The organism is Streptomyces sp. RLB3-17 (genome assembly GCF_007113425.2).
Taxonomy (GTDB): Bacteria; Actinomycetota; Actinomycetes; order Streptomycetales; family Streptomycetaceae; genus Streptomyces; species Streptomyces mirabilis_D.
On the sequence record NZ_CP041610.2, the window covers coordinates 7,305,266 to 7,324,999 of the forward strand.

Consider the following 19,734-nt stretch of genomic DNA (forward strand, 5'->3'; position numbering starts at 1 on the left):
GCACCACATCATGCAGAGCCCGCTTTTCGGCTACAACGAGCAGCAGACCCAGGAGCGCTACAGCCTCCAGAACTCGCAGATGCTGCGAGTCGTCATGGAGGGGCACGACGACATCCTGGCCCGCAAGGGAACCATGGTCGCGTATCAGGGGCTCGTGGAGTTCGACGCCGAGTACCAGAACAACAGCCAGCACCGCGCACGCGCGTACACCGGTGAAGGCCTCGACCTCATGCGGTGCCACGGGCAGGGGACGGTCTATCTGGCCAACCTCGCCCAGCACGTGCACGTGGTCGACGTGGAGCAGGACGGGCTGACCGTCGACAGCAGCTACGTCCTGGCCATGGACTCCTCGCTGCACCACGAGGTCATCGCCGTGGACAGCCAGTACGGCATCTCCGGCTCCGGCAAGTACCAGCTCAACATCACCGGCCGTGGCAAGGTCGCCCTGATGACCTCGGGCATGCCGCTGATGATGCAGGTCACGCCGGACAAGTACGTCAACTGTGACGCCGACGCGATCGTCGCCTGGTCCACCGGCCTGCGTGTCCAGATGCAGGCCCAGACGCACTCCTCCGGCGTGTGGCGGCGGCGGGGCAACACCGGTGAGGGCTGGGAGCTCAGCTTCCTGGGCCAGGGCTTCGCGCTCGTCCAGCCCAGCGAGCTGCTGCCGCCCCAGAACGCGGTGATCGGACAGGGGCTGCGCGCCCAGTACGGCATGGGGCAGCAGGGGGCCCGGGCGCAGAACCAGGGCAACGTCTGGAGCTGACCCGCCGATGATCGGTCGATCGGCCGGACCCGAGGTCGGTTGATCGACCGGCGGTCAGTTGACCGGGTGACGGTCCGGGAAACGAACGTAAGGGGCGATCGCCATGGCGGTCGCCCCTTACTCGTGCCTCAGGCCACTCGTGCCTCAGGCCGCGAGTCGTGCGCGGGTTGCTTCCAGGAGCCGTACGACCGAGGCGTCCGCCACGTCCGCGACCTCCTCGTAGGGGAACCAGCGCAGGTCCAGGGACTCGTCGCTGATCGCCGCCACGGCCTCGGCCGGGGCGAGCGCGGCGTACTGGACGTCCAGGTGCCAGTTGCACGGCGCCGGGATGGCGTGCCGGTCGAGGGTCACGGGGCCACCCGGCAGCAGGATCAGACCCGCGATGCCGGACTCCTCGGTCGCCTCGCGCAGCGCGGCCGCCGCCAGCGTCGGATCGCCCGGCTCGCAGTGGCCGCCCATCTGCAGCCACATCTGCAGCTTGCGGTGCAGCGTCAGCAGGACGCGGCCGCCGGCCGGGTCGATGACCAGGGCGCTGGCCGTGACGTGCCCCGCCGTGCAGGCCTTCCACATGCCGTCGGGATGCTCGGACAGATGGTCCAGATAGACCTGGCGCAGCTCTTCCTGGTCCTCGTACTGCTTCAGTACGAGGACGGCGTCGTCGTGAAGGGTCACTCGGTGCCGTCGCCCTTGTCGTCGTCCTTGTTTTCGTCCGCGGGAGCGTCGTCCTTCTTCAGGTTCGTCTTCTCGGCGGAGCCGCTCGCCGCCTCGCCGAGCATCTTGTCGAGCTCGGAGAAGTCCAGCTGCTCACGGTGCACGAAGCCGTCCGGGTCGTCGAGGTCGGACGCGGTCGGCAGCATGTCCGGGTGGGCCCACAGGCCGTCGCGGCCGTCGACACCGCGCGCGTCGGTGAGCGAGGCCCACAGGCGCGAGGCGTCCCGCAGCCGGCGCGGGCGCAGCTCCAGGCCGATCAGCGTGGCGAACGTCTGCTCGGCGGGACCGCCCGTGGCGCGGCGCCGGCGCAGCGTCTCGCGCAGCGCGTCCGCGGAGGAAAGACGCGGCTTCGCGGCCGCGTGCACGACCGCGTCCACCCAGCCCTCCACGAGCGCGAGCGCCGTCTCCAGACGGGCCAGCGCCGCCTTCTGCTCCGGCGTGTCCTCCGGCTGGAACATGCCCTGCTGGAGGGCGTCCTGCAACTGCTCGGGGTTCTGCGGGTCGAGCTGGCCGACCACGTCCTCCAGCTTGGCCGTGTCGACCTTGATCCCGCGCGCGTAGCCCTCGACCGCGCCGAACAGGTGCGAGCGCAGCCACGGCACGTGCGAGAAGAGACGCTGGTGGGCGGCCTCGCGCAGGGCGAGGTAGAGCCGCACCTCCTCCAGGGGGATGCCCAGGTCCTTGCCGAACGACGCGATGTTCAGCGGCAGCAGCGCGGCCTTGCCGGCCGGGCCGAGCGGCAGGCCGATGTCGGTGGAGCCGACGACCTCGCCCGCGAGCACGCCGACGGCCTGCCCGATCTGCGTACCGAACATGGCGCCGCCCATGGAGCGCATCATGCCGATGAGCGGGCCCGCCATGGCCTGCATCTCCTCCGGCAGGACATCGCCCATGGCCGCGCCGACGCGCTCGGCGACCGGGTCGACGAGCTCCTTCCACACCGGCAGGGTCGCCTCGACCCACTCCGCGCGGCTCCAGGCCACGGCGGAGGCGGCGCCGGACGGCAGGGACGTCGCGTCGTCCAGCCACAGGTCGGCCAGGCGCACGGCATCCTGAACGGCGGTGCGCTCGGCGGGACCGACGCTCGCGTCCTTGGTGCCGTCAGAAGTGCCCTGGGAGACCGTCTGGCGGGCGATCTGTTTGGCCATGTCCCAATTCACCGGGCCGCCCTCGTACGAGAGCATCTGGCCCAGCTGCTGGAACGCGGCCCCCAGATCGTTGGGGTTCATGGAACCGAACATCGCTGCGAGCGGATTGTCGGCACCGGGGCCGCCGGCGCCGGGCGGCCCGAAACCGAACGGTCCCTGTCCACCGCCGCTCTGCTGGTCCTTCTTCTTGCCCTCGTCGCCGTTCTCCGGCTCCTCCGGCGGAAGGCCGAATCCGAATGGGGTGTCACTCACGGGATTCCTCGGCTGGTAAGGCCGCCGGTTCGTTCCGACGGCGACTGCCCGACAACACCACCCAGCGTAGACACCCGAACCCGATCGGGCCTCGGTGCTTCGCCGACTCTTGGCCTGCGGCAGGATGGATGCCACCTGGTACGGACGCGTCACGCGTGTCCGTTACTGAAGACAACCGCTGGAGACGCCCGGTGAGTTCCCCAGATCCACAGGTTCGCGCAGCGCGAAACCACTCAACCAGTCCGCCCTTGCGCGGGCCCGTCGTCGCGGTCACCGGCGCCGCGTCCGGCGTGGGCGCGATGCTGACGGAGCGGCTTGCCGCCAGCGAGGAGATCAAGCAGGTCATCGCCATCGACGAGCGTCGCGGCGAGTGCGAGGGCGCCCAGTGGCAGATCCTCGACGTGCGGGACCCGGCGATCGCCGAGAAGCTGCGTGGCGCGGACGTCGTGGTGCATCTCGCGCTCGACCTCGACCTGGAGACGGACGCGGCGGCGCGCACGGCGTACAACGTCCGGGGGACGCAGACCGTGCTGACGGCTGCCGCCGCGGCCGGGGTGCACCGGGTTGTGCTGTGCACCTCCGCGATGGTCTACGGGGCGCTGCCCGACAACGAACTGCCCCTCTCCGAAGACGCCGAACTGCGGGCGACCGCCGAGGCCACGGGGGTCGGGGACCTGCTGGAGATCGAGCGGCTCGCCCGGCGGGCGCCGCGTGCGCATCCGGGGCTCAATGTCACCGTCGTACGGCCGGGGGTCCTGGTCGGCGGTGGTACCGACACCGCCCTGACCAGGTACTTCGAGTCTCCTCGGCTCCTTGTGGTGGCGGGGTCACGGCCTGCCTGGCAGTTCTGCCACGTCGAGGATCTGTGCAGTGCTCTGGAGTACGCCGTCCTGGAGAAGGTGGAGGGGGAGCTGGCCGTCGGGTGCGACGGTTGGCTGGAGCAGGAGGAGGTCGAGGAGCTCAGCGGGATTCGGCGGATGGAGTTGCCGTCCGCCGTCGCGCTGGGGGCTGCCGCGCGACTTCACCGGATTGGGCTCACTCCTTCGCCCGCCGGGGATCTGGCATACACGATGTACCCCTGGGTGGTGAGTGGGAGCCGGATGCATGACGCCGGGTGGCGGCCGCAGTGGACCAACGAGGAGGTTCTCGCGGAGCTGCTGGAGGAGGTTGCCGGGCGGCACACCGTGGCTGGGCGGCGGCTGGGGCGGAAGGATGCGACTGCGGCGGGGGCCGCGGGGGCGACGGTTGCTCTTCTGGGTACGGCCGCGTTGGTTCGGCGGGCTCGGAAGGCTCGCCGGCGGATCTGAGTCCTGGGGGCGGTCGTTTGCGGGTGAGTCGTGGCTGGGGGCCGGTGTTCCGCCCCCGCCGCCCCTACCCGTCCCCTCCCCGGAGGCTCCGCCCCCGGACCCCCGGCGGGGCTGCGCCCCTGCACCCCGGTGGGGCTGCGCCCCGGACCCCCGGCGGGGCTCTGCCCCTGCACCCCGGTGGGGGTGCGCCCCCGGACCCCTGGTGGGGCTCCGCCCCTGCACCACTCGGTGGGGGTGCGCCTCTGGACTTCCGCGGGGCTCTGCCTCTGGGCCCCTGGCAAGGCTGCGCCCCTGGACCTCCGACGGGGCTCCGCCCCTCCATCCCGGTGGAGCTGCGCCCCTGCACCCCGGTGGGGGTGCGCTTCTGGACTTCGGCGGGGTTCCGCCCCCGGGCCCCTGGCGTGGCTCCGCCCCTGTACCCCGGCGGGGCTCCGCCCCGGTATCTCGGTGGGCCCGGTGGGGGTGCGCCCCTGTATCTCGGTGGGTTCGTGGTCCCGATGGCCTCGGGGCTTCGCCCCGGACGCCGGTGGGGGAGTGAACGGGCTCGGCGGGGTGGGTGGGTACGGGCTTGTTCGATCTGTAGGAGGCTCCAAGAGGTCAGGTGTGTGTGCGGGGGGAACGGCGTATTTCGTGGGTGCCGTGGGGTGCGGCACGATGGGGCCATGGCACCTACCTTTGAGCATCCGGGTGAGTTGGGCGCGCAGGATCCGATTCGGCTGTTGGCGATTCGGGACGAGCCGCTCTCCTTGGACGAGGTCTTCCGGGCCGTCGGGGACGACGCCGCCGGGGGGACCGCGCTCTTCGTGGGGACCGTGCGCAATCACGACGGGGGCGCCGACGTCGACGGGCTGGGGTATTCGTGTCATCCCAGCGCGGAGGCCGAGATGCGGCGGATCGCCGAGAAGGTGGTCGCCGAGTATCCGGTGCGGGCGCTGGCCGCCGTGCACCGGGTCGGTGATCTGGCCGTCGGTGATCTCGCGGTGATCGTCGCGGTGTCGTGTCCGCACCGCGGTGAGGCCTTCGAGGCGTGTCGCAAGCTGATCGACGACCTCAAGCACGAGGTGCCCATCTGGAAGCACCAGAAGTTCTCCGACGGCACGGAGGAGTGGGTCGGAGCCTGTTGAGGGAGTCGGCCGGACGTGTGAGTCCGGCCTCACCGAGTTCTCACCCTTGCTCCGGTTGCGTAACCGACCCCCTGGTATGAGCGTTAACAAGGCGGATGGTTAATCTGCTGATCAGTCAGTTGCGGTCGCTCGTGGGGTTGGGAGGTCGGCATGGCGTCGCTCGCCTGGTTGTTGATTCCGCTTTTGGCTGCGATCGGTGCCGGACTGTGGGGCGGTTGGGCCAGCCGGAACCGCAAGACGGTGGGCGACGGCGTCGAGCTCGAGGGGTACGCGCGCTTCCGCGCGGCCATGGAGCGCTCCGAGGCCGTCATGGTGCGGCCCGGTGCCGGGGAGAAGCCGCACTCCGACGTGGTCTGAGGTCAGGGCCCCGCAGGGGCCGCCCGGGCCCCGTACGGACGGCCCCGACAGTGCGCTGACAGCACCGTCCCGTACTGTCGTGGCATGCCACGCCGCACCGCGACGATGCTCGCCTCCACCCTGATCCTGATCGCGCTCCTGTGCGCGGGAGTGTTCATCAAAGTGCCGTACTCGGAGATGTCACCGGGGCCGACGGTGAACACCCTGGGCGAGCACGACGGCGAGCCGGTGCTGCAGATCTCCGGACGCAAGACGTACCCGGCCACCGGGCACCTGAACATGACCACTGTCCGGGTCACCAGCGCCAACTACAACATGAACCTCGTAGAGGCCGTGTACGGGTGGCTCGCGCATGACAACAAGGTCGTGCCGCACGACACGCTCTACCCGGACGGCAAGACCGAGCAGCAGTCGACGCAGGAGAACGCCGAGGAGTTCAGCCAGTCCCAGGAGAGCGCCAAGGTGGCCGCTCTGAAGGAGATGGGCATCCCGGTGAAGTCCTGGGTGATCGTGTCGACCGTCGTCAAGGGCTCCCCGGCCGAGGGTCGGCTGCACGCCGGTGACGTGATCAAGAACGTCGACGGTACGGCCGTCAAGGCACCCGAGGACGTCGCCAAGCTGGTCACCAAGCACAAGCCCGGCGAGAAGGTCGTCTTCACGGTGGTGCCCGCCAAGGAGCAGGCCGCCGCCGAGAAGGCGGGCAAGACGGCCACCGCGACCACGGACGTGACCATCACCACGGCGAAGTCCAGCGACAGCGGAGCGTCCCGCGCCATCGTCGGCATCTCGGCCGGGACCGATCACACGTTCCCGTTCAGCATCGACATCAAGCTCGCCGACGTCGGCGGTCCGAGCGCCGGGCTGATGTTCGCGCTGGGCATCGTGGACAAGCTGACCCCGGGCGACCTCACCGGCGGCAAGTTCGTGGCCGGCACCGGCACCATCGACGACAGCGGAACCGTGGGTCCGATCGGCGGCATCGAGCTGAAGACGATCGGAGCGCGCGAGAAGGGCGCCCAGTACTTCCTGACGCCCAAGGACAACTGCGCGGCCGCCGCCAAGGACACCCCCAAGGGGCTCACCCTCGTCAAGGTCAACACCATCGACGACGCGATGAACGCCCTGAAGGACATCAGCTCCGGCAAGACCGCCGACCTGCCGAAGTGCACCACCAAGGGCTGAGGGACCGACCGGCGACGGTACGCATGGGCCGTACGGCGTGATGGGGCGCCCCCGGAAGTCCGGGGGCGCCCCATCACGTACACCAGGACGTCAGTCCGCGAACGTCGCCGACAGCGCCTCGGCCAGGCCCGGCACCAGGCTCGCGCCCGTGAGGACCTCGGTCGGCGTGTCCTTCTCGCGCAGACGCAGTGCGGAGTCTCGGGTGCCGTCGCGCAGGACGCCGACCGTCATACGGACCTCCTGGCGGTCCGGGTGCTCGGCGACCCACTTCGCGAGCTTCTTGTCACTCAGGCCCTCCGGGACGGAGGCCTCCGCGGACGGCGGAAGCATCAGCCGCTCCACGGTGAGCGCGCAGCCGACCACGGCGTCGGGCCAGGCGATGGTGCCGAGGAACTCGTCCAGCGGCTTGTCGGCAGGGATCTCGTCCTGCTCGATGGGGGTGAGACCGGTGGTCTCGGGCTCGTCCTGCAGGCCGAGCTGGGCCGCGAGGCCGGGCTCCTGGGCCCGCAGTCGCGCGGTGTCTACGAGGGCGAAAAGGCGAGCGGGCTGGTCCCAGCCGAGGCCGGAGGCGTACTCGTCGATCTCGAGTACGGCCCGGGTGAGCGGGCTCGCTGCCATGGGAGTGTTGGACATGGTCACAATCCTGCCTCGTTAGTACCCGGATCCGGGAACCGAGTAAAGCGTGAGTAAGTTGCATAGATGAGGCTCCACGATCACGGAGCCTGACGGATGGTCCGCTTCACGGGGACCTGACGGATCAACAGCGAACTTCGAGGTGCGCACCTTGGCTTTCCAGATGCCGGACCGCGGCGGAGGCCCGACGGGGCCACGGATCAGAGTGGGCCGACCGTCCCGGCGTGTCCGGACCCTGCTCATGACACTGGGCGTGCTGGCCGTGCTGGCCATGGCGTTCGTCATGTTCGCGGGGTTCTGGACGGACTGGCTCTGGTACCGGTCGGTTCACTACTCGTCCGTCTTCACGACCACCCTGTGGACCAAGATCGGGCTCTTCTTCGTCTTCGGCCTGATCATGGCGGCCTCGGTCGGCGTGAACATCTGGCTGGCCCACCGGCTGCGACCGCCGCTGAGCGCGATGTCGATGGAGCAGCAGAGCCTCGATCGGTACCGGATGGGGATCGCGCCCTACAAGAGGTGGCTGCTGGTCGGCATCACCTCCCTGGTGGGGCTGATCGCCGGCGCGTCGGCGTCGGGCCAGTGGCGTACATGGCTGATGTGGGTGAATGGGGTTCCCTTCGACCAGAAGGACCCCCAGTTCCACCTCGACGTCTCCTTCTATGCCTTCGACCTGCCCTGGTATCGGTTCCTGCTCGGCTTCGGCTTCGCCGCCGCCGTGCTCTCGCTGATCGCCGCCGCGCTCACGCACTACCTCTACGGAGGGCTCAGGATCACCTCCCCGGGCGCGCGTGCCACGGCCGCGGCGACCGGGCACCTGTCGGTGCTGCTGGGCATCTTCGTCGCCCTGAAGGCGGTCGCCTACTGGCTCGACCGCTACGGACTCGCCGTGAAGTCCAGCGACTTCAAGGCGACCGGCAACTGGACGGGTCTCAGGTACGTCGACGCCAACGCGTATCTGCCCGCCAAGACGATCCTGTTCTGCATCGCCGTCATCTGCGCGCTGCTGTTCTTCGCCACCCTGTGGCGGCGCACCTGGCAGCTGCCCGTCATCGGCTTCGGCCTGATGGTCCTCTCGGCGATCCTCATCGGCGGTCTCTACCCGGCGATCGTGCAGAAGTTCCAGGTCCAGCCGAACGAGCAGGCCAAGGAAGCGCCGTACGTCGAGAAGAACCTGAAGGCGACCCGCGAGGCCTACGGCATCGACGGCACCCAGGTCTCGGAGTACGCGGGCAAGAGTGACACCAAGGACAAGACCAAGCAGCGCGACGACGCCAACACCACGGCGAGTATCCGTCTGCTGGACCCGAACATCGTCTCGCCGACGTTCCAGCAGTTGCAGCAGATGAAGAACTACTACGCGTTCCCGACCAACCTGGACGTCGACCGGTACAGCAAGGACGGCAAGGACCAGGACACGGTCATCGGACTGCGCGAGCTGAACCTGAACGGCATTCCGAAGAACAACTGGATCAACGACCACTTCCGCTACACGCACGGATACGGCGTGGTGGCCGCCAAGGGCACCACGGCGACCTCCGGCGGCCGGCCCGTCTTCACCGAGTCCGACCTGCCGTCCAAGGGCGACCTGGGGACGTACGAGCAGCGGGTCTACTACGGCGAGAAGACCACGCAGTACTCGATCGTCGGCGGTCCCCAGAAGGAGATCGACTACTCCGACGACAGCGGTGAGAAGACCACCAGCTACCAGGGCAAGAGCGGGGTCAGCCTCTCCAACCCGATCAACCGTGCCGCGTACGCGGTGGCGTTCGGCGAGCCGCAGATCCTCTACTCGGGCGCGATCGGCGAGGGTTCCCGGATCCTCTACAACCGCACCCCCAAGGACCGCGTCGAGGCGGTGGCTCCCTGGCTGACCATCGACGGCGACGCCTACCCGGCCGTGGTCGACGGCAAGATCCAGTGGATCGTCGACGCCTACACCACGACCAACGGCTACCCGTACGCCTCCCGCACCACCCTCGGTGACACGACGGCGGACTCGCTCACCGCGACCAACAACCAGCGCGCGGTGGTGGCCCAGCAGAACCAGGTCAACTACATCCGCAACTCGGTGAAGGCGACCGTCGACGCGTACACCGGCGAGGTCAAGCTCTACCAGTGGGACACCAAGGACCCGGTCCTCAAGACCTGGATGAAGGCGTTCCCGAACACGGTGGAGCCGAAGACGGCCATCTCCCAGTCGCTCATGGACCATCTGCGGTACCCGCAGGACCTGTTCAAGGTCCAGCGCGAGCTGCTCACCCGCTACCACGTGAAGGACGCGCAGACGTTCCTCAGCGGCAGCGAGGTGTGGCAGGTCCCGGACGACCCGACCAACAAGTCGGGCAACGCGGTGCCGCCGTACTACCTGAGCATGCGGATGCCCGACCAGCAGGCGCAGACGTTCTCACTGACGACGACGTTCACGCCGAACGGCCGGGACAACCTGAGCGCCTTCATGTCGGTCGACTCCGAGGCGGGCACCAGTGACTACGGCAAGATCAGAATCCTGAAACTGCCGACCAGTGAACCCGTCGACGGGCCCAAACAGGTCCAGAGCCAGTTCAACTCCCAACAGGACATCGCCGAGTCGATCAGACTTCTCAAGGGCGGGGACTCGGAAGTCGAGTACGGCAATCTGCTGACGGTGCCGCTCGACGGAGGACTGCTCTACGTGGAGCCCGTCTACGTACGCGGTGGCGACCTCAAGTACCCCTTGTTGCGCAAGGTGTTGGTGACCTACGGAGGCAACACCGCCTTCGAGGACACGCTCGACCAGGCGCTCAACAAGATCTTCGGGACGGACAGTACGACCAGTCCACCGGCCGACACGGGGACCACCCCACCGCCGACGTCGAGCAACCCGACGGTCCAACAGGCGCTCACCGACGCCCAGAAGGCCTTCAACGAGGGCCAGGACGCCCTCAAGAAGGGCGACTGGACGGCGTACGGGCAGGCGCAGAAGGATCTTCAGGACGCGCTGAAGCGGGCCGAGGACGCTCAGGCCAAGGCCGACAAGAGCGCCACCGGTGGCAGCGGCGGCAGCAAGAGCAACGGCAAGGGCAGCAGCCCGAGCAGTAGTCCGAGCCCCAGTGGCAGCAGCAGTCCGAGCCCCAGCGGCAGCAGTAGTCCCAGCGGCGGTACGACCTAGGGCGGCGGTACGGGCCGGTCGGCGGCTGGTCCGGTTCCTGGGTCAGCCGCTGGTCGGAGGCCCCTTTCGCCGCTGGTCAGAGGCCCCCTCCGCGTCGTGGTACGGTTGCAACACAACGGCGCGGGGTGGAGCAGCTCGGTAGCTCGCTGGGCTCATAACCCAGAGGTCGCAGGTTCAAATCCTGTCCCCGCTACTGAAAAGCGAAGGCCCGGATCCTCACAGGATCCGGGCCTTCGCTGTGTGCGCACACGTGTACTGCACCCGTATGACGACCTGAGCAGGACGCGTGCGCGGGGTGCGTGCGACGACCATGGGCGACGCGCCGAAGACTGCGCCATCCGTGGGGAGTTGGGAGAACTGTGTTTGACTTGTCTCTCTGTGGGCATGTCGACAAAACGCTGAAGTGACCTCACTGACTGCGGTATACCAGGTGTACCCAGGTTGCAGGTGGTGCGACGATGGACGTTATGGGGGACAAGGCAACTCTGTTGGATACAGGGCGTTTTGTGCAGCCTTCAGACCGGGACGAAACCGGCGAGGCTGCCGAGGAAGCACGTCAGCGGGTCGCCGCCGAGGCCGGCGACGTCGAGGCGATGAGTGTCCTCGGGGCGATGCTGCTGCGCCGTGGCGATCTCGACGGAGCCGAGCCTCAGTTGCGCGCGGCCACCGCCGCCGGTGACCGCGCCGCCGCCAACAACCTTGGTGTCCTCCTGCACCAGCGCGGGTACACCGACGAGGCCGCCGGGTGGTGGCGGATCGCCGCCGTCGCCGGGTCGGCGGCCGCCGCGCACGCGCTCGGGCGGTATCACCGGGAGCGGGGAGACGAGCCCGCCGCCGAGTACTGGCTGCGCCAGTCCGCCGAGCAGGGGCACGCCCTCGGGGCGTACGCGCTCGCCGATCTGCTGGAGCACCGTAGTGACGTCGGCGCGGAGCAGTGGATGCGGGCGGCCGCCGAGCGGGGGCACCGCGAGGCGGCGTACCGGCTCGCGCGCACGCTCGACCGCAAGGCCGCGGACGCGGGCGAGGGCAGGGGCGACAACGGTGTCATCGGGGTCATAGGAGCCGCCGGTGAAGAGGCCGAACAGTGGTACCGGCAGGCCGCCGCGCGGGGGCACCGGCGGGCCGCGCTGCACCTCGGGGCGATCCTGGAGAAGCGGGGGCACCTCAAGGAGGCGGGGCGCTGGTATCTGACGTCCGCCAAGGACGGCGAGGCGCGGGCCGCCTGCGCGCTCGGGTTCCTGCTGCGGGACGCGGGGGACACGGAGAGCGCGGCCGTGTGGTGGCTGCGGGCCGCGCAGGACGGGGACGGGAACGCCGCGAACGCGCTGGGGGCGCTGCACGCCGAGCGCGGCGAGACGCAGACCGCGGAGCGGTGGTACCGGGCCGCCATGGACGCCGGTGATGTGAACGGCGCCTACAACCTCGGGCTGCTCTGCGCCGAGCAGGGGCGGACCGCGCAGGCCGAGCAGTGGTACCGGCGGGCCGCGTACGCGGGGCACCGTGAGGCCGCGAACGCGCTCGCGATCCTGTTGCTTCAGGTCGGGGACTCGGCCGGGGCCGAGCCGTGGTTCTCCAAGGCCGCGGAGGCCGGGAGTGTGGACGCCGCGTTCAACCTCGGGATCCTGCATGCCGGGCGGGGGAGCGAGGACGACGAGGAGGCGGCGCTGCGGTGGTACGAGCGGGCGGCATCCGCCGGGCACACCGAGGCGGCGCTGCAGGTCGGTATCGCGCGGCTGCGGGACGGGGACGAGCTGGAGGCGGAGCGGCATCTGAGGTGTGCGGCGGGGGGCGGTAGCGCGGAGGCCGCGTACCGGCTGGCCGCCGTGCTCGACGCTCGGCGGCCGCCGGCGCCCGCGCACGAGCTCGGGGAGCCGACGCAGGAGAAGAGCGAGTGCGAGGAGTGGTACGAGCGGGCTGCCTCCCTCGGGCATCGGCGGGCGCAGGTGCGGGTCGGGATGCTCGCCGCGGCTCGGGGTGATGTGGTGGAGGCGGCTCGGTGGTACCGGTCGGCCGCGGAGGCCGGGTCTCGGAACGGGGCCTTCAATCTGGGGCTGCTGTTGGCTCGGGAGGGGAGTGAGCCGGAGGCCGCGTTGTGGTGGACCCGGGCGGCGGATGCGGGGCATGGGCGGGCGGCGCTTCGGCTCGCGCTCGTGTACGCGCGGCGGGGGGAGTTGGCGGAGGGGCAGCGGTGGGCTGATCGGGCGGTTGCGCTGGGGCCTGCGGAGGTGGCTGAGCGGGCGGCTCGGTTGCGGGATGCGTTGCGGCAGGAGTTGTCTGCGTGAGTTTGTGGCGGTGGGTGGGGGCTGGTCTCGGGTTGTTCTCGCCCCCGCCGCCCCTACCCGACCCATCCCCGGGGCTCCGCCCCGAACCCCACCAGGGGCTCCGCCCCTGAACCCCGGCGGGGGCTCCGCCCCCGAACCCTGGCGGGGCTGCGCCCCTGTGCCCCGCCGGGGCGAGCCCCCTGGCCTCCTGCGGGGCTGTGCCCCTGGACCTTCGCGGGGCTGCGCCCCTGGACCCCGCCGGGCTGCGCCCCTGGACCTTCGCGGGGCTGCGCCCCTGGACCCCGCCGGGCCGTGCCCCTGGACCTTCGTGGGGCTGCGTCTCACCACGCTGACGCTGGACCCCTGCTGGGCGGCGCCCCTGCGCCCCGCCGGGCTGGCCCTGGCTTCCCCTGGGCTGCGCCCAGGGGCCTGGGCTGCGCCCAGGGGCCTGGGCTCCTGTGGGGCCCTGCCCCCGGGATCTCTGCGGGGTTGCGTCCCTGCACGCCGCCGGACCGGGCCCTCGGCCCCCGGCGGGGCTGCGCCCCTGCAACCCCGGCGGGGGCCGAGGGCCCCGTGGGTGGTTCTCTTCTCGTCGTATCTCGCGGGGCTCAGAGGCTCTGTATCTCGCGGAGCCTGGAGGCTCTCCTCACCCCGTGTTCAAGGTGGCGTCTATGGGATTTGCACTGGTCCACCTGGTTGACGTAATGTTCAGTTCATCGACGCGGGGTGGAGCAGCTCGGTAGCTCGCTGGGCTCATAACCCAGAGGTCGCAGGTTCAAATCCTGTCCCCGCTACTTGAAGACGAAGGGCCCAGATCATTGAGATCTGGGCCCTTCGGCGTTTTCGGGGTGCGGCGGGCACGGCGAAGCCCCGGCGTCCGTGGAGGCCGGGGCTTCGGGGGAGTCAGGCTGAGGCGCAGGTGGGGCACAGGCCCCGGTATGTCACCTCTACGTCCGAGACCGTGAAGCCGAAACGCTCCGAGTCGGGGAGGTCGGCGAGCGGGTTGCCGCTCGGGTGGACGTCGCGGATCGATCCGCACTGGGCGCAGACCAGGTGGTGGTGCGGACGGTGCGCGTTCGGGTCGTAGCGCTTGGCGCGCTTGTCCGTCGCGACTTCCAGCACCTCACCGAGCGAGACCAGCTCACCCAACGTGTTGTAGACGGTCGCCCGGGAGATCTCGGGCAGCTTGGCGACGGCCCGGGCATGCACCTCGTCGGCCGTCAGATGGACGTGATCGCCGTCGAGGACCTCGGCCACGACACGCCGCTGCGCGGTCATTCGCCATCCGCGTCCGCGCAGTCGTTCCAACAGGTCACTCATACACGTCAGCTTAACAGCAAGGTGACCAGATCCCGAATAGGTGTGAATTTGGATGAGTGCTTGATTTGGATTTTGTCTAATGTAGGATCGGTTCGGCATTGGATGTTGGGTGGGACCGGGCAGGACCGGTCCGGAATGACGCAGGAGGCGCACGTGACGCAGGGACCGCTTACGACGGAGGCCGGTGCGCCGGTGGCCGACAACCAGAACAGCGAGACCGCGGGCGTAGGCGGCCCGGTGCTCGTTCAGGACCAGCTGCTTCTCGAGAAGCTCGCCCACTTCAACCGTGAGCGCATCCCGGAGCGTGTCGTGCACGCCCGTGGCGCCGCCGCCTATGGCACCTTCACGGTCACCGCGGATGTCACCCCGTACACCCGCGCCACGTTCCTCTCCGAGGTCGGCAAGCAGACCGAGACCTTTCTGCGGTTCTCGACGGTCGCCGGCAACCTCGGCTCCGCGGACGCGGTCCGTGACCCCCGCGGCTTCGCGCTGAAGTTCTACACCGAGGAGGGCAACTACGACCTCGTCGGCAACAACACCCCGGTGTTCTTCATCAAGGACGCCATCAAGTTCCCCGACTTCATCCACACGCAGAAGCGCGACCCGTACACCGGTTCGCAGGAGGCCGACAACGTGTGGGATTTCTGGGGCCTCAGCCCCGAGAGCACGCACCAGGTCACCTGGCTCTTCGGCGACCGGGGGATTCCCGCCTCCTACCGGCATCTCAACGGGTACGGCTCGCACACGTACCAGTGGAACAACGAGGCCGGCGAGGTCTTCTGGGTCAAGTACCACTTCAAGACCGACCAGGGCATCAAGAACCTCACCCAGGCGGAGGCCGACAGGCTCGCCGGTGAGGACCCCGACTCCCACCAGCGCGACCTGCGCGAGGCCATCGAGCGCGGTGAGTTCCCGTCCTGGACCGTGCAGGTGCAGATCATGCCGGCGGCCGACGCGGCGACCTACCGGTTCAACCCGTTCGACCTCACCAAGGTGTGGCCGCACGAGGACTACCCGCCGATCGAGATCGGCAGGCTGGAGCTCAACCGCAACCCGGAGAACATCTTCGCCGAGGTCGAGCAGTCGATCTTCTCGCCGGCACACTTCGTGCCGGGTATCGGGCCTTCGCCCGACAAGATGCTTCAGGGGCGGCTCTTCGCCTACGGCGACGCGCACCGCTACCGCGTCGGCATCAACGCCGACCACCTGCCGGTGAACCGCCCGCACGCCGCCGAGGCGCGCACGAACTCCCGTGACGGCTCCCTGTACGACGGTCGCCACAAGGGGGCGAAGAACTACGAGCCGAACAGCTTCGGCGGTCCGTTCCAGACGGACCGCCCGCTGTGGCAGCCGATCGCGGTGACCGGCCACACCGGTGAGACCGAGGCGCCGTCCCACTCCGAGGACGACGACTTCGTGCAGGCGGGCAGTCTGTACCGCCTGATGTCGGAGGACGAGCAGGGGTGTCTGATCGCGAATCTGGCGGGTTTCATCGCCAAGGTCTCCCGTGACGACATCGCCGAGCGCGCGATCAACAACTTCCGTCAGGCTGACGAAGACTTCGGCAAGCGGCTGGAGGCCGCGGTCCAGGCCCTGCGCGGCTGACAACCAGCACTGGATCGCTTGTCGTGGGCGGTGGGCCGGATCCCTCTGAGTGATGAGGGGTCCGGCCCGTCGGCATGAGCGGGCCCGGCAGTGGTGCCCGGGAGGGGTGCCGGGGCGTCTACGCGGGTACCCGCTGCCGCGTCGGGGCCCAGCAGCGGATGATGTCGCGGACCGAGACGATGCCGACCGGGCCGTTGTCGTCGAGCACGATCAGGTGTCGGAAACCGCCGTGTGCCATCGCCGCCGCGGCTTCCTCCAGGGTCCAGACGGGGGCGGCGAAGACGACGTCGGTCGTGGTGTGGGTGCCCGCGGTCTCGGTGTCCGGGTTCTGACCGAGGGCGATCGAGTTGAGGATGTCGCGTTCGGTGAGGATGCCGAGGCCGGAGGAGTCCTCGTCGTGGACGACGGCCGCGCCTACGCGGCGGGAGGACATCAGGCAGGCCGCCTGGCGGAGTGTGTGTGCCGGGCCGATGGTGAGGACCACCGTGCTCATGGCGTCGCGGACGAGCATGGGCTGGAGCCACCTCCTTGGTGAAGCGCCAAGAGAAGCGATTCACAAGTTCACAAGTGGGGGGACTCTCAGAGTCGCAGTTAAAGGGAGGGTCAACAAGGGGGCGTGCGGTGAGTTTCGGGGGCGCCCATGGGTCACAAGGGCGCGCCAACGGCTCTTCAGTACCGCTGGTCCCGGCAGCCCGTCGGCTCAGTAGCGCTGGTTCAGATAACCCAGCAGCTCGTCGTGGAGGATGCCGTTCGACGCGGCCGCGTTGCCACTGTGCGGGCCCGGGCGGCCGTCGAGGCCCGTGAAGGATCCGCCCGCCTCGGTCACCACGATCGCGTTCGCCGCCATGTCCCACAGCGACAGCTCGGGCTCCGCGCAGATGTCCACCGAGCCTTCCGCCACCATCATGTACGGCCAGAAGTCGCCGTACCCGCGCGTGCGCCAGACCGCCTTCGTCAGGTCCAGGAAGCCGTCGAGGCGGCCCTGGTCCTCCCAGCCGGACAGCGAGGAGTACGCGAAGGACGCGTCGGCCATCCGTGAGACCTGGGAGACCTTCAGGCGCGTGGCCGAGGACAGGCTGCGACCGGTGAACGCGCCGTGCCCCTTCGCCGCCCACCAGCGGCGGCCCAGCGCGGGTGCGGAGACCACTCCGACCACCGGCTGGTAGCCGCCCTCGGCGGCTTCCATCAGGGAGATCAGCGTGGCCCAGACGGGCACCCCGCGGACGTAGTTCTTGGTGCCGTCGATCGGGTCGATCACCCAGCGGCGCGGGCCGGTGCCCTCGATGCCGTACTCCTCGCCGAGGATCGCGTCGCGCGGCCGTGCCCGCTGGAGGTGGCCGCGGATCAGCTCCTCGGCGGCCTTGTCCGCCTCGCTGACCGGTGTCATGTCCGGCTTGGTCTCGACCTTGAGGTCGAGCGCCTTGAACCGGTCCATCGTCGCCGCGTCGGCGGCGTCCGCCAGGACATGGGCCAGGCGCAGGTCATCGCGATAGTCGGGCATGACTGCACCGTATATGGCCCACTCGGGCCACAGCCATACGGCCTGGGGGATCATCGGGCACGGTCATGGGGCTCGGGGCGCCTCCGGGGCGCGGGCCGCACGGCCTGATTGATCACCGCGGCGTGCGGGGGTCGACGTACGCCCCTCGACGCCGCCGCGAACCCTTGACAGTGCCCCCGCGCGCGTCAAATCTGAGCTGCAGTGCCGCCCGCTCGCCCCCAGGGAGGCGAAAGATGCCTGCAGCGCGGGAATCCCTTCTGGATGCCGCCTATACGGCGCTCGCACACCGCCCGTGGTCCACGGTGCGGATGGTCGACGTCGCCGCCGTGGCCGGTGTGTCCCGCCAGACGCTCTACAACGAGTTCGGAAGCAAGGAGGGGCTCGCACGCGCCCTCGTGCGGAGGGAGGCCGACGGCTTTCTCGCCGGTGTCGAGCGCGCGCTGGCCACCCACGCGGACGCGCGCGAGCGGCTGGTCGCGACCGCCGAGTGGACCACGTTGGCGGCCCGGGGCAACGCGCTCGTACGGGCCATGCTGACCGGGTGCTGGAGTGAGCGACTGCCGTCGCCGACGCTCTCGGCGGTGCCGTCGTCGTCCGCGGTGCCCGCGCAGCGCAGGGCTGACGGGCCGTTGCCCTCGCCGGCGGACTTCGTGGCGCTCGTACGGGATCGGGCCGTCGCGGCGTTGTCCGGGCCCGGGGCGATGCGGGGGGACCTGGGGGAGTTGGCGGGGGCGTGCGAGTTGGTGGTGCGGTTGTCGTTGTCGTGCGTGGCGGCTCCGCCGGGGGAGGGGGGAGTGACGGAGCTGGTGCGAGGTGCGCTGCCGCGGCAGTGGACCTGACTCGCCCACCGGGACGCCGGGGAGCGTGCGTCGGCGGGTGCGGCGTCGTTGTGGCTTGTCGCGCAGTTCCCCGCGCCCCTTGGGGGCGCTTTCAGTGGGCGGAGCCCGAGAGCTGGAGGCCGATGACGCCGATGATGACGAAGCTGATGGAGACGATCTTGAGCGTCGACACCAGGTCGCCGAGGAAGATCATGCCGTAGATGGCGGTGCCCGCCGCGCCGATGCCGGTCCACACCGCGTACGCCGGGCCGACGTCGAGCTTCTTCAGCGAGAGGGTCAGCAGGCCGAAACTGCCCAGCGCGAAGACGCAGAAGGCGACAGTCGGCCAAAGTCTGCTGAAGCCGTGCGAGAGTTTCAGACAGACGGCGAAGCCGGTTTCGAGCAGTCCCGCCACAACGACCAGCAGCCACGCCATGTCTCGTCCTCCCGTGTAAGCACGTCGACTGCTTCGCCTGGCCTGGGTCCGGCTTGGTGCGATTATGCATTTGCCGACCGGCTAAGCACTTACCGACGGGCCGCCCACGCAAACAACGCGGAGGTCACAAGGGGGCTCAGGGGACTCAGTCACCCTCCGTGCGTTCCCGCGTCGCCAGCAGCCGGCGCAGGGAGTAGAGCCGCTGCGGGTCCGCGTGTCCGTCCGCCACCCACTGGTCCAGCGCGCAGTCCGGCTCGTCGTGGCTGCACGCGCGCGGACAGCCCTCGGTACCGGGTTCGAGGTCGGGGAAGGCGTGGATGACCCGGGACGGGTCGACGTGGTGCAGGCCGAAGGAGCGGACGCCGGGGGTGTCGATGACCCAGCCCTCACTGCCCGGCAGCGGGATCGCGCGCGCCGAGGTCGTGGTGTGCCGGCCGCGGCCCGTGACGGCGTTCACGTGGCCGGTGCTGCGCCGGCGCTCCAGCGAGACCAGCGCGTTGACCAGGGTCGTCTTGCCGACGCCGGAGTGCCCGACGAACGCCGTGATCTTGCCGTCCAGCTGTTTGCGCACCCGGTCCACCGCCGCGCCGCTCTCCAGCTCCGCACGGCTCGTCACGACGTAGGGGACGCCCAAGGCCCCGTACAGCTCGAGGAGTTCGTCGGGCGGGGCGAGGTCCGACTTGGTCAGCACCAGCAGGGGCTCCAGGCCGGCGTCGTACGCCGCGACCAGGCAGCGGTCGATCAGGCGGGGGCGCGGCTCGGGGTCGGCGAGGGCGGTGACGATCGCGAGCTGGTCGGCGTTGGCGACGACCACGCGCTCGTAGGGATCGTCGTCGTCGGCCGTGCGGCGCAGCACCGAGCTGCGCGGCTCGATGCGGACGATGCGGGCGAGGGTGTCCTTCTCGCCGGACAGGTCACCGACGATCGCGACGCGGTCCCCGACGACGGCGGCCTTGCGGCCCAGCTCGCGGGCCTTCATCGCCATCACGAGGCGGTCCTCGACGAGGCAGGTCAGACGGCCCCGGTCGACGGTGACGACCATGCCCTCGACCGCCTCCTCGTGCTTGGGGCGGATGTTCGTACGCGGACGGTTGCCCTTGCGGTTGGGGCGCTGGCGGATGTCGTCCTCGTCGGTGTGCTTGCCGTAGCGGCGCATGATCCC

General features: G+C 69.8%; 17 protein-coding genes and 2 tRNA genes. 11 read left to right on the plus strand and 8 right to left on the minus strand.

What is annotated here, in order from left to right; genetic code table 11:
- The first annotated feature begins 10 nt into the window (after positions 1-10).
- Positions 11-766, plus strand: a complete 756-nt coding sequence (locus FNV62_RS33140) for an AIM24 family protein (RefSeq protein ID WP_060900241.1) — start codon at positions 11-13, stop codon at positions 764-766.
- A gap of 144 nt (positions 767-910) precedes the next feature.
- Here the strand turns inward: FNV62_RS33140 and FNV62_RS33145 are convergent, their stop codons facing one another.
- Together FNV62_RS33145 and FNV62_RS33150 are read right to left on the minus strand one after the other, a co-directional pair.
- Positions 911-1,438: an NUDIX hydrolase gene (locus FNV62_RS33145; protein ID WP_143602845.1), complete on the minus strand. Its 528-nt coding sequence runs from the start codon at positions 1,436-1,438 to the stop codon at positions 911-913.
- Positions 1,435-2,877, minus strand: a complete 1,443-nt coding sequence (locus FNV62_RS33150; protein ID WP_097286180.1) for a zinc-dependent metalloprotease — start codon at positions 2,875-2,877, stop codon at positions 1,435-1,437. The genes FNV62_RS33145 and FNV62_RS33150 overlap by 4 nt, the downstream gene beginning before the upstream one ends.
- Positions 2,878-3,068: 191 nt before the next feature.
- Between FNV62_RS33150 and FNV62_RS33155 the strand changes: the two genes are divergently transcribed.
- From FNV62_RS33155 to FNV62_RS33170, 4 genes are all read left to right on the plus strand, one after another.
- On the plus strand, positions 3,069-4,184 hold the full coding sequence (locus tag FNV62_RS33155; protein WP_079065022.1) for an SDR family oxidoreductase: 1,116 nt from the start codon (positions 3,069-3,071) through the stop codon (positions 4,182-4,184).
- Between the two features lie 662 nt (positions 4,185-4,846).
- Positions 4,847-5,308, plus strand: a complete 462-nt coding sequence (locus FNV62_RS33160; RefSeq protein ID WP_054228166.1) for a molybdenum cofactor biosynthesis protein MoaE — start codon at positions 4,847-4,849, stop codon at positions 5,306-5,308.
- A 150-nt stretch (positions 5,309-5,458) separates the two neighbouring features.
- Positions 5,459-5,665: a hypothetical protein gene (locus tag FNV62_RS33165; protein WP_054228165.1), complete on the plus strand. Its 207-nt coding sequence runs from the start codon at positions 5,459-5,461 to the stop codon at positions 5,663-5,665.
- Positions 5,666-5,749: 84 nt separating this feature from the next.
- Positions 5,750-6,847 carry a PDZ domain-containing protein gene (locus FNV62_RS33170; protein ID WP_144315722.1) on the plus strand — a complete coding sequence of 366 codons (1,098 nt, stop codon included), beginning with the start codon at positions 5,750-5,752 and terminating at the stop codon, positions 6,845-6,847.
- Positions 6,848-6,937: 90 nt separating this feature from the next.
- Here the strand turns inward: FNV62_RS33170 and FNV62_RS33175 are convergent, their stop codons facing one another.
- Positions 6,938-7,480 (minus strand): PPA1309 family protein, encoded by a 543-nt coding sequence (locus FNV62_RS33175; RefSeq protein WP_054228163.1) that lies wholly within the window; start codon positions 7,478-7,480, stop codon positions 6,938-6,940.
- 163 nt (positions 7,481-7,643) lie between these two features.
- Between FNV62_RS33175 and FNV62_RS33180 the strand changes: the two genes are divergently transcribed.
- From FNV62_RS33180 to FNV62_RS33195, 4 genes are all read left to right on the plus strand, one after another.
- Positions 7,644-10,631: a UPF0182 family protein gene (locus FNV62_RS33180; protein WP_143652191.1), complete on the plus strand. Its 2,988-nt coding sequence runs from the start codon at positions 7,644-7,646 to the stop codon at positions 10,629-10,631.
- A 119-nt stretch (positions 10,632-10,750) separates the two neighbouring features.
- Positions 10,751-10,824 (plus strand) — tRNA-Met (locus FNV62_RS33185).
- Between the two features lie 265 nt (positions 10,825-11,089).
- The gene (locus FNV62_RS33190; RefSeq protein WP_097286181.1) at positions 11,090-12,913 is read left to right on the plus strand and encodes a tetratricopeptide repeat protein; all 1,824 of its coding nucleotides are present in this window, start codon (positions 11,090-11,092) and stop codon (positions 12,911-12,913) included.
- Positions 12,914-13,612: 699 nt separating this feature from the next.
- A tRNA-Met gene (locus tag FNV62_RS33195) sits at positions 13,613-13,686 on the plus strand.
- Between the two features lie 109 nt (positions 13,687-13,795).
- Here the strand turns inward: FNV62_RS33195 and FNV62_RS33200 are convergent.
- Complete coding sequence (locus tag FNV62_RS33200; protein ID WP_054228161.1) at positions 13,796-14,212, minus strand: Fur family transcriptional regulator; 417 nt, start codon at positions 14,210-14,212, stop codon at positions 13,796-13,798.
- Between the two features lie 135 nt (positions 14,213-14,347).
- Here FNV62_RS33200 and FNV62_RS33205 point away from each other — a divergent pair, with 135 nt between their 5' ends.
- Positions 14,348-15,817 carry a catalase gene (locus FNV62_RS33205; RefSeq protein WP_144315723.1) on the plus strand — a complete coding sequence of 490 codons (1,470 nt, stop codon included), beginning with the start codon at positions 14,348-14,350 and terminating at the stop codon, positions 15,815-15,817.
- 118 nt (positions 15,818-15,935) lie between these two features.
- Here the strand turns inward: FNV62_RS33205 and FNV62_RS33210 are convergent, their stop codons facing one another.
- Both FNV62_RS33210 and hisN read right to left on the minus strand, forming a co-directional pair.
- A complete protein-coding gene (locus FNV62_RS33210; protein WP_054228159.1) occupies positions 15,936-16,328 on the minus strand; it encodes a cyclic nucleotide-binding/CBS domain-containing protein in 393 nt (130 codons plus the stop codon).
- Positions 16,329-16,517: 189 nt separating this feature from the next.
- Positions 16,518-17,318, minus strand: a complete 801-nt coding sequence (gene hisN, locus FNV62_RS33215; RefSeq protein ID WP_054228280.1) for a histidinol-phosphatase — start codon at positions 17,316-17,318, stop codon at positions 16,518-16,520.
- Between the two features lie 233 nt (positions 17,319-17,551).
- Here hisN and FNV62_RS33220 point away from each other — a divergent pair, with 233 nt between their 5' ends.
- The gene (locus FNV62_RS33220) at positions 17,552-18,157 is read left to right on the plus strand and encodes a TetR/AcrR family transcriptional regulator (protein ID WP_143609169.1); all 606 of its coding nucleotides are present in this window, start codon (positions 17,552-17,554) and stop codon (positions 18,155-18,157) included.
- A gap of 91 nt (positions 18,158-18,248) precedes the next feature.
- Here the strand turns inward: FNV62_RS33220 and FNV62_RS33225 are convergent, their stop codons facing one another.
- Together FNV62_RS33225 and rsgA are read right to left on the minus strand one after the other, a co-directional pair.
- Entirely contained in the window at positions 18,249-18,572 is a 324-nt protein-coding gene (locus tag FNV62_RS33225; protein ID WP_054228157.1) for a DMT family transporter, read from the minus strand.
- Between the two features lie 145 nt (positions 18,573-18,717).
- Positions 18,718-19,728 (minus strand): ribosome small subunit-dependent GTPase A, encoded by a 1,011-nt coding sequence (rsgA, locus tag FNV62_RS33230; RefSeq protein WP_060901334.1) that lies wholly within the window; start codon positions 19,726-19,728, stop codon positions 18,718-18,720.
- Between the last annotated feature and the right edge of the window lie 6 nt (positions 19,729-19,734).

What these genes read in the sequence shown, in the direction of transcription:
- FNV62_RS33200 (WP_054228161.1), bottom strand. Translation starts at nt 14,212, where the DNA reads ATGAGTGACCTGTTGGAACGACTGCGCGGACGCGGATGGCGAATGACC.
- FNV62_RS33160 (WP_054228166.1), top strand. Translation starts at nt 4,847, where the DNA reads ATGGCACCTACCTTTGAGCATCCGGGTGAGTTGGGCGCGCAGGATCCG.
- FNV62_RS33220 (WP_143609169.1), top strand. Translation starts at nt 17,552, where the DNA reads ATGCCTGCAGCGCGGGAATCCCTTCTGGATGCCGCCTATACGGCGCTC.
- FNV62_RS33205 (WP_144315723.1), top strand. Translation starts at nt 14,348, where the DNA reads ATGACGCAGGAGGCGCACGTGACGCAGGGACCGCTTACGACGGAGGCC.
- rsgA (WP_060901334.1), bottom strand. Translation starts at nt 19,728, where the DNA reads ATGCGCCGCTACGGCAAGCACACCGACGAGGACGACATCCGCCAGCGC.
- FNV62_RS33210 (WP_054228159.1), bottom strand. Translation starts at nt 16,328, where the DNA reads ATGCTCGTCCGCGACGCCATGAGCACGGTGGTCCTCACCATCGGCCCG.
- FNV62_RS33175 (WP_054228163.1), bottom strand. Translation starts at nt 7,480, where the DNA reads ATGTCCAACACTCCCATGGCAGCGAGCCCGCTCACCCGGGCCGTACTC.
- FNV62_RS33225 (WP_054228157.1), bottom strand. Translation starts at nt 18,572, where the DNA reads ATGGCGTGGCTGCTGGTCGTTGTGGCGGGACTGCTCGAAACCGGCTTC.
- FNV62_RS33180 (WP_143652191.1), top strand. Translation starts at nt 7,644, where the DNA reads ATGCCGGACCGCGGCGGAGGCCCGACGGGGCCACGGATCAGAGTGGGC.
- FNV62_RS33140 (WP_060900241.1), top strand. Translation starts at nt 11, where the DNA reads ATGCAGAGCCCGCTTTTCGGCTACAACGAGCAGCAGACCCAGGAGCGC.
- FNV62_RS33190 (WP_097286181.1), top strand. Translation starts at nt 11,090, where the DNA reads ATGGACGTTATGGGGGACAAGGCAACTCTGTTGGATACAGGGCGTTTT.
- FNV62_RS33165 (WP_054228165.1), top strand. Translation starts at nt 5,459, where the DNA reads ATGGCGTCGCTCGCCTGGTTGTTGATTCCGCTTTTGGCTGCGATCGGT.
- FNV62_RS33170 (WP_144315722.1), top strand. Translation starts at nt 5,750, where the DNA reads ATGCCACGCCGCACCGCGACGATGCTCGCCTCCACCCTGATCCTGATC.
- hisN (WP_054228280.1), bottom strand. Translation starts at nt 17,318, where the DNA reads ATGCCCGACTATCGCGATGACCTGCGCCTGGCCCATGTCCTGGCGGAC.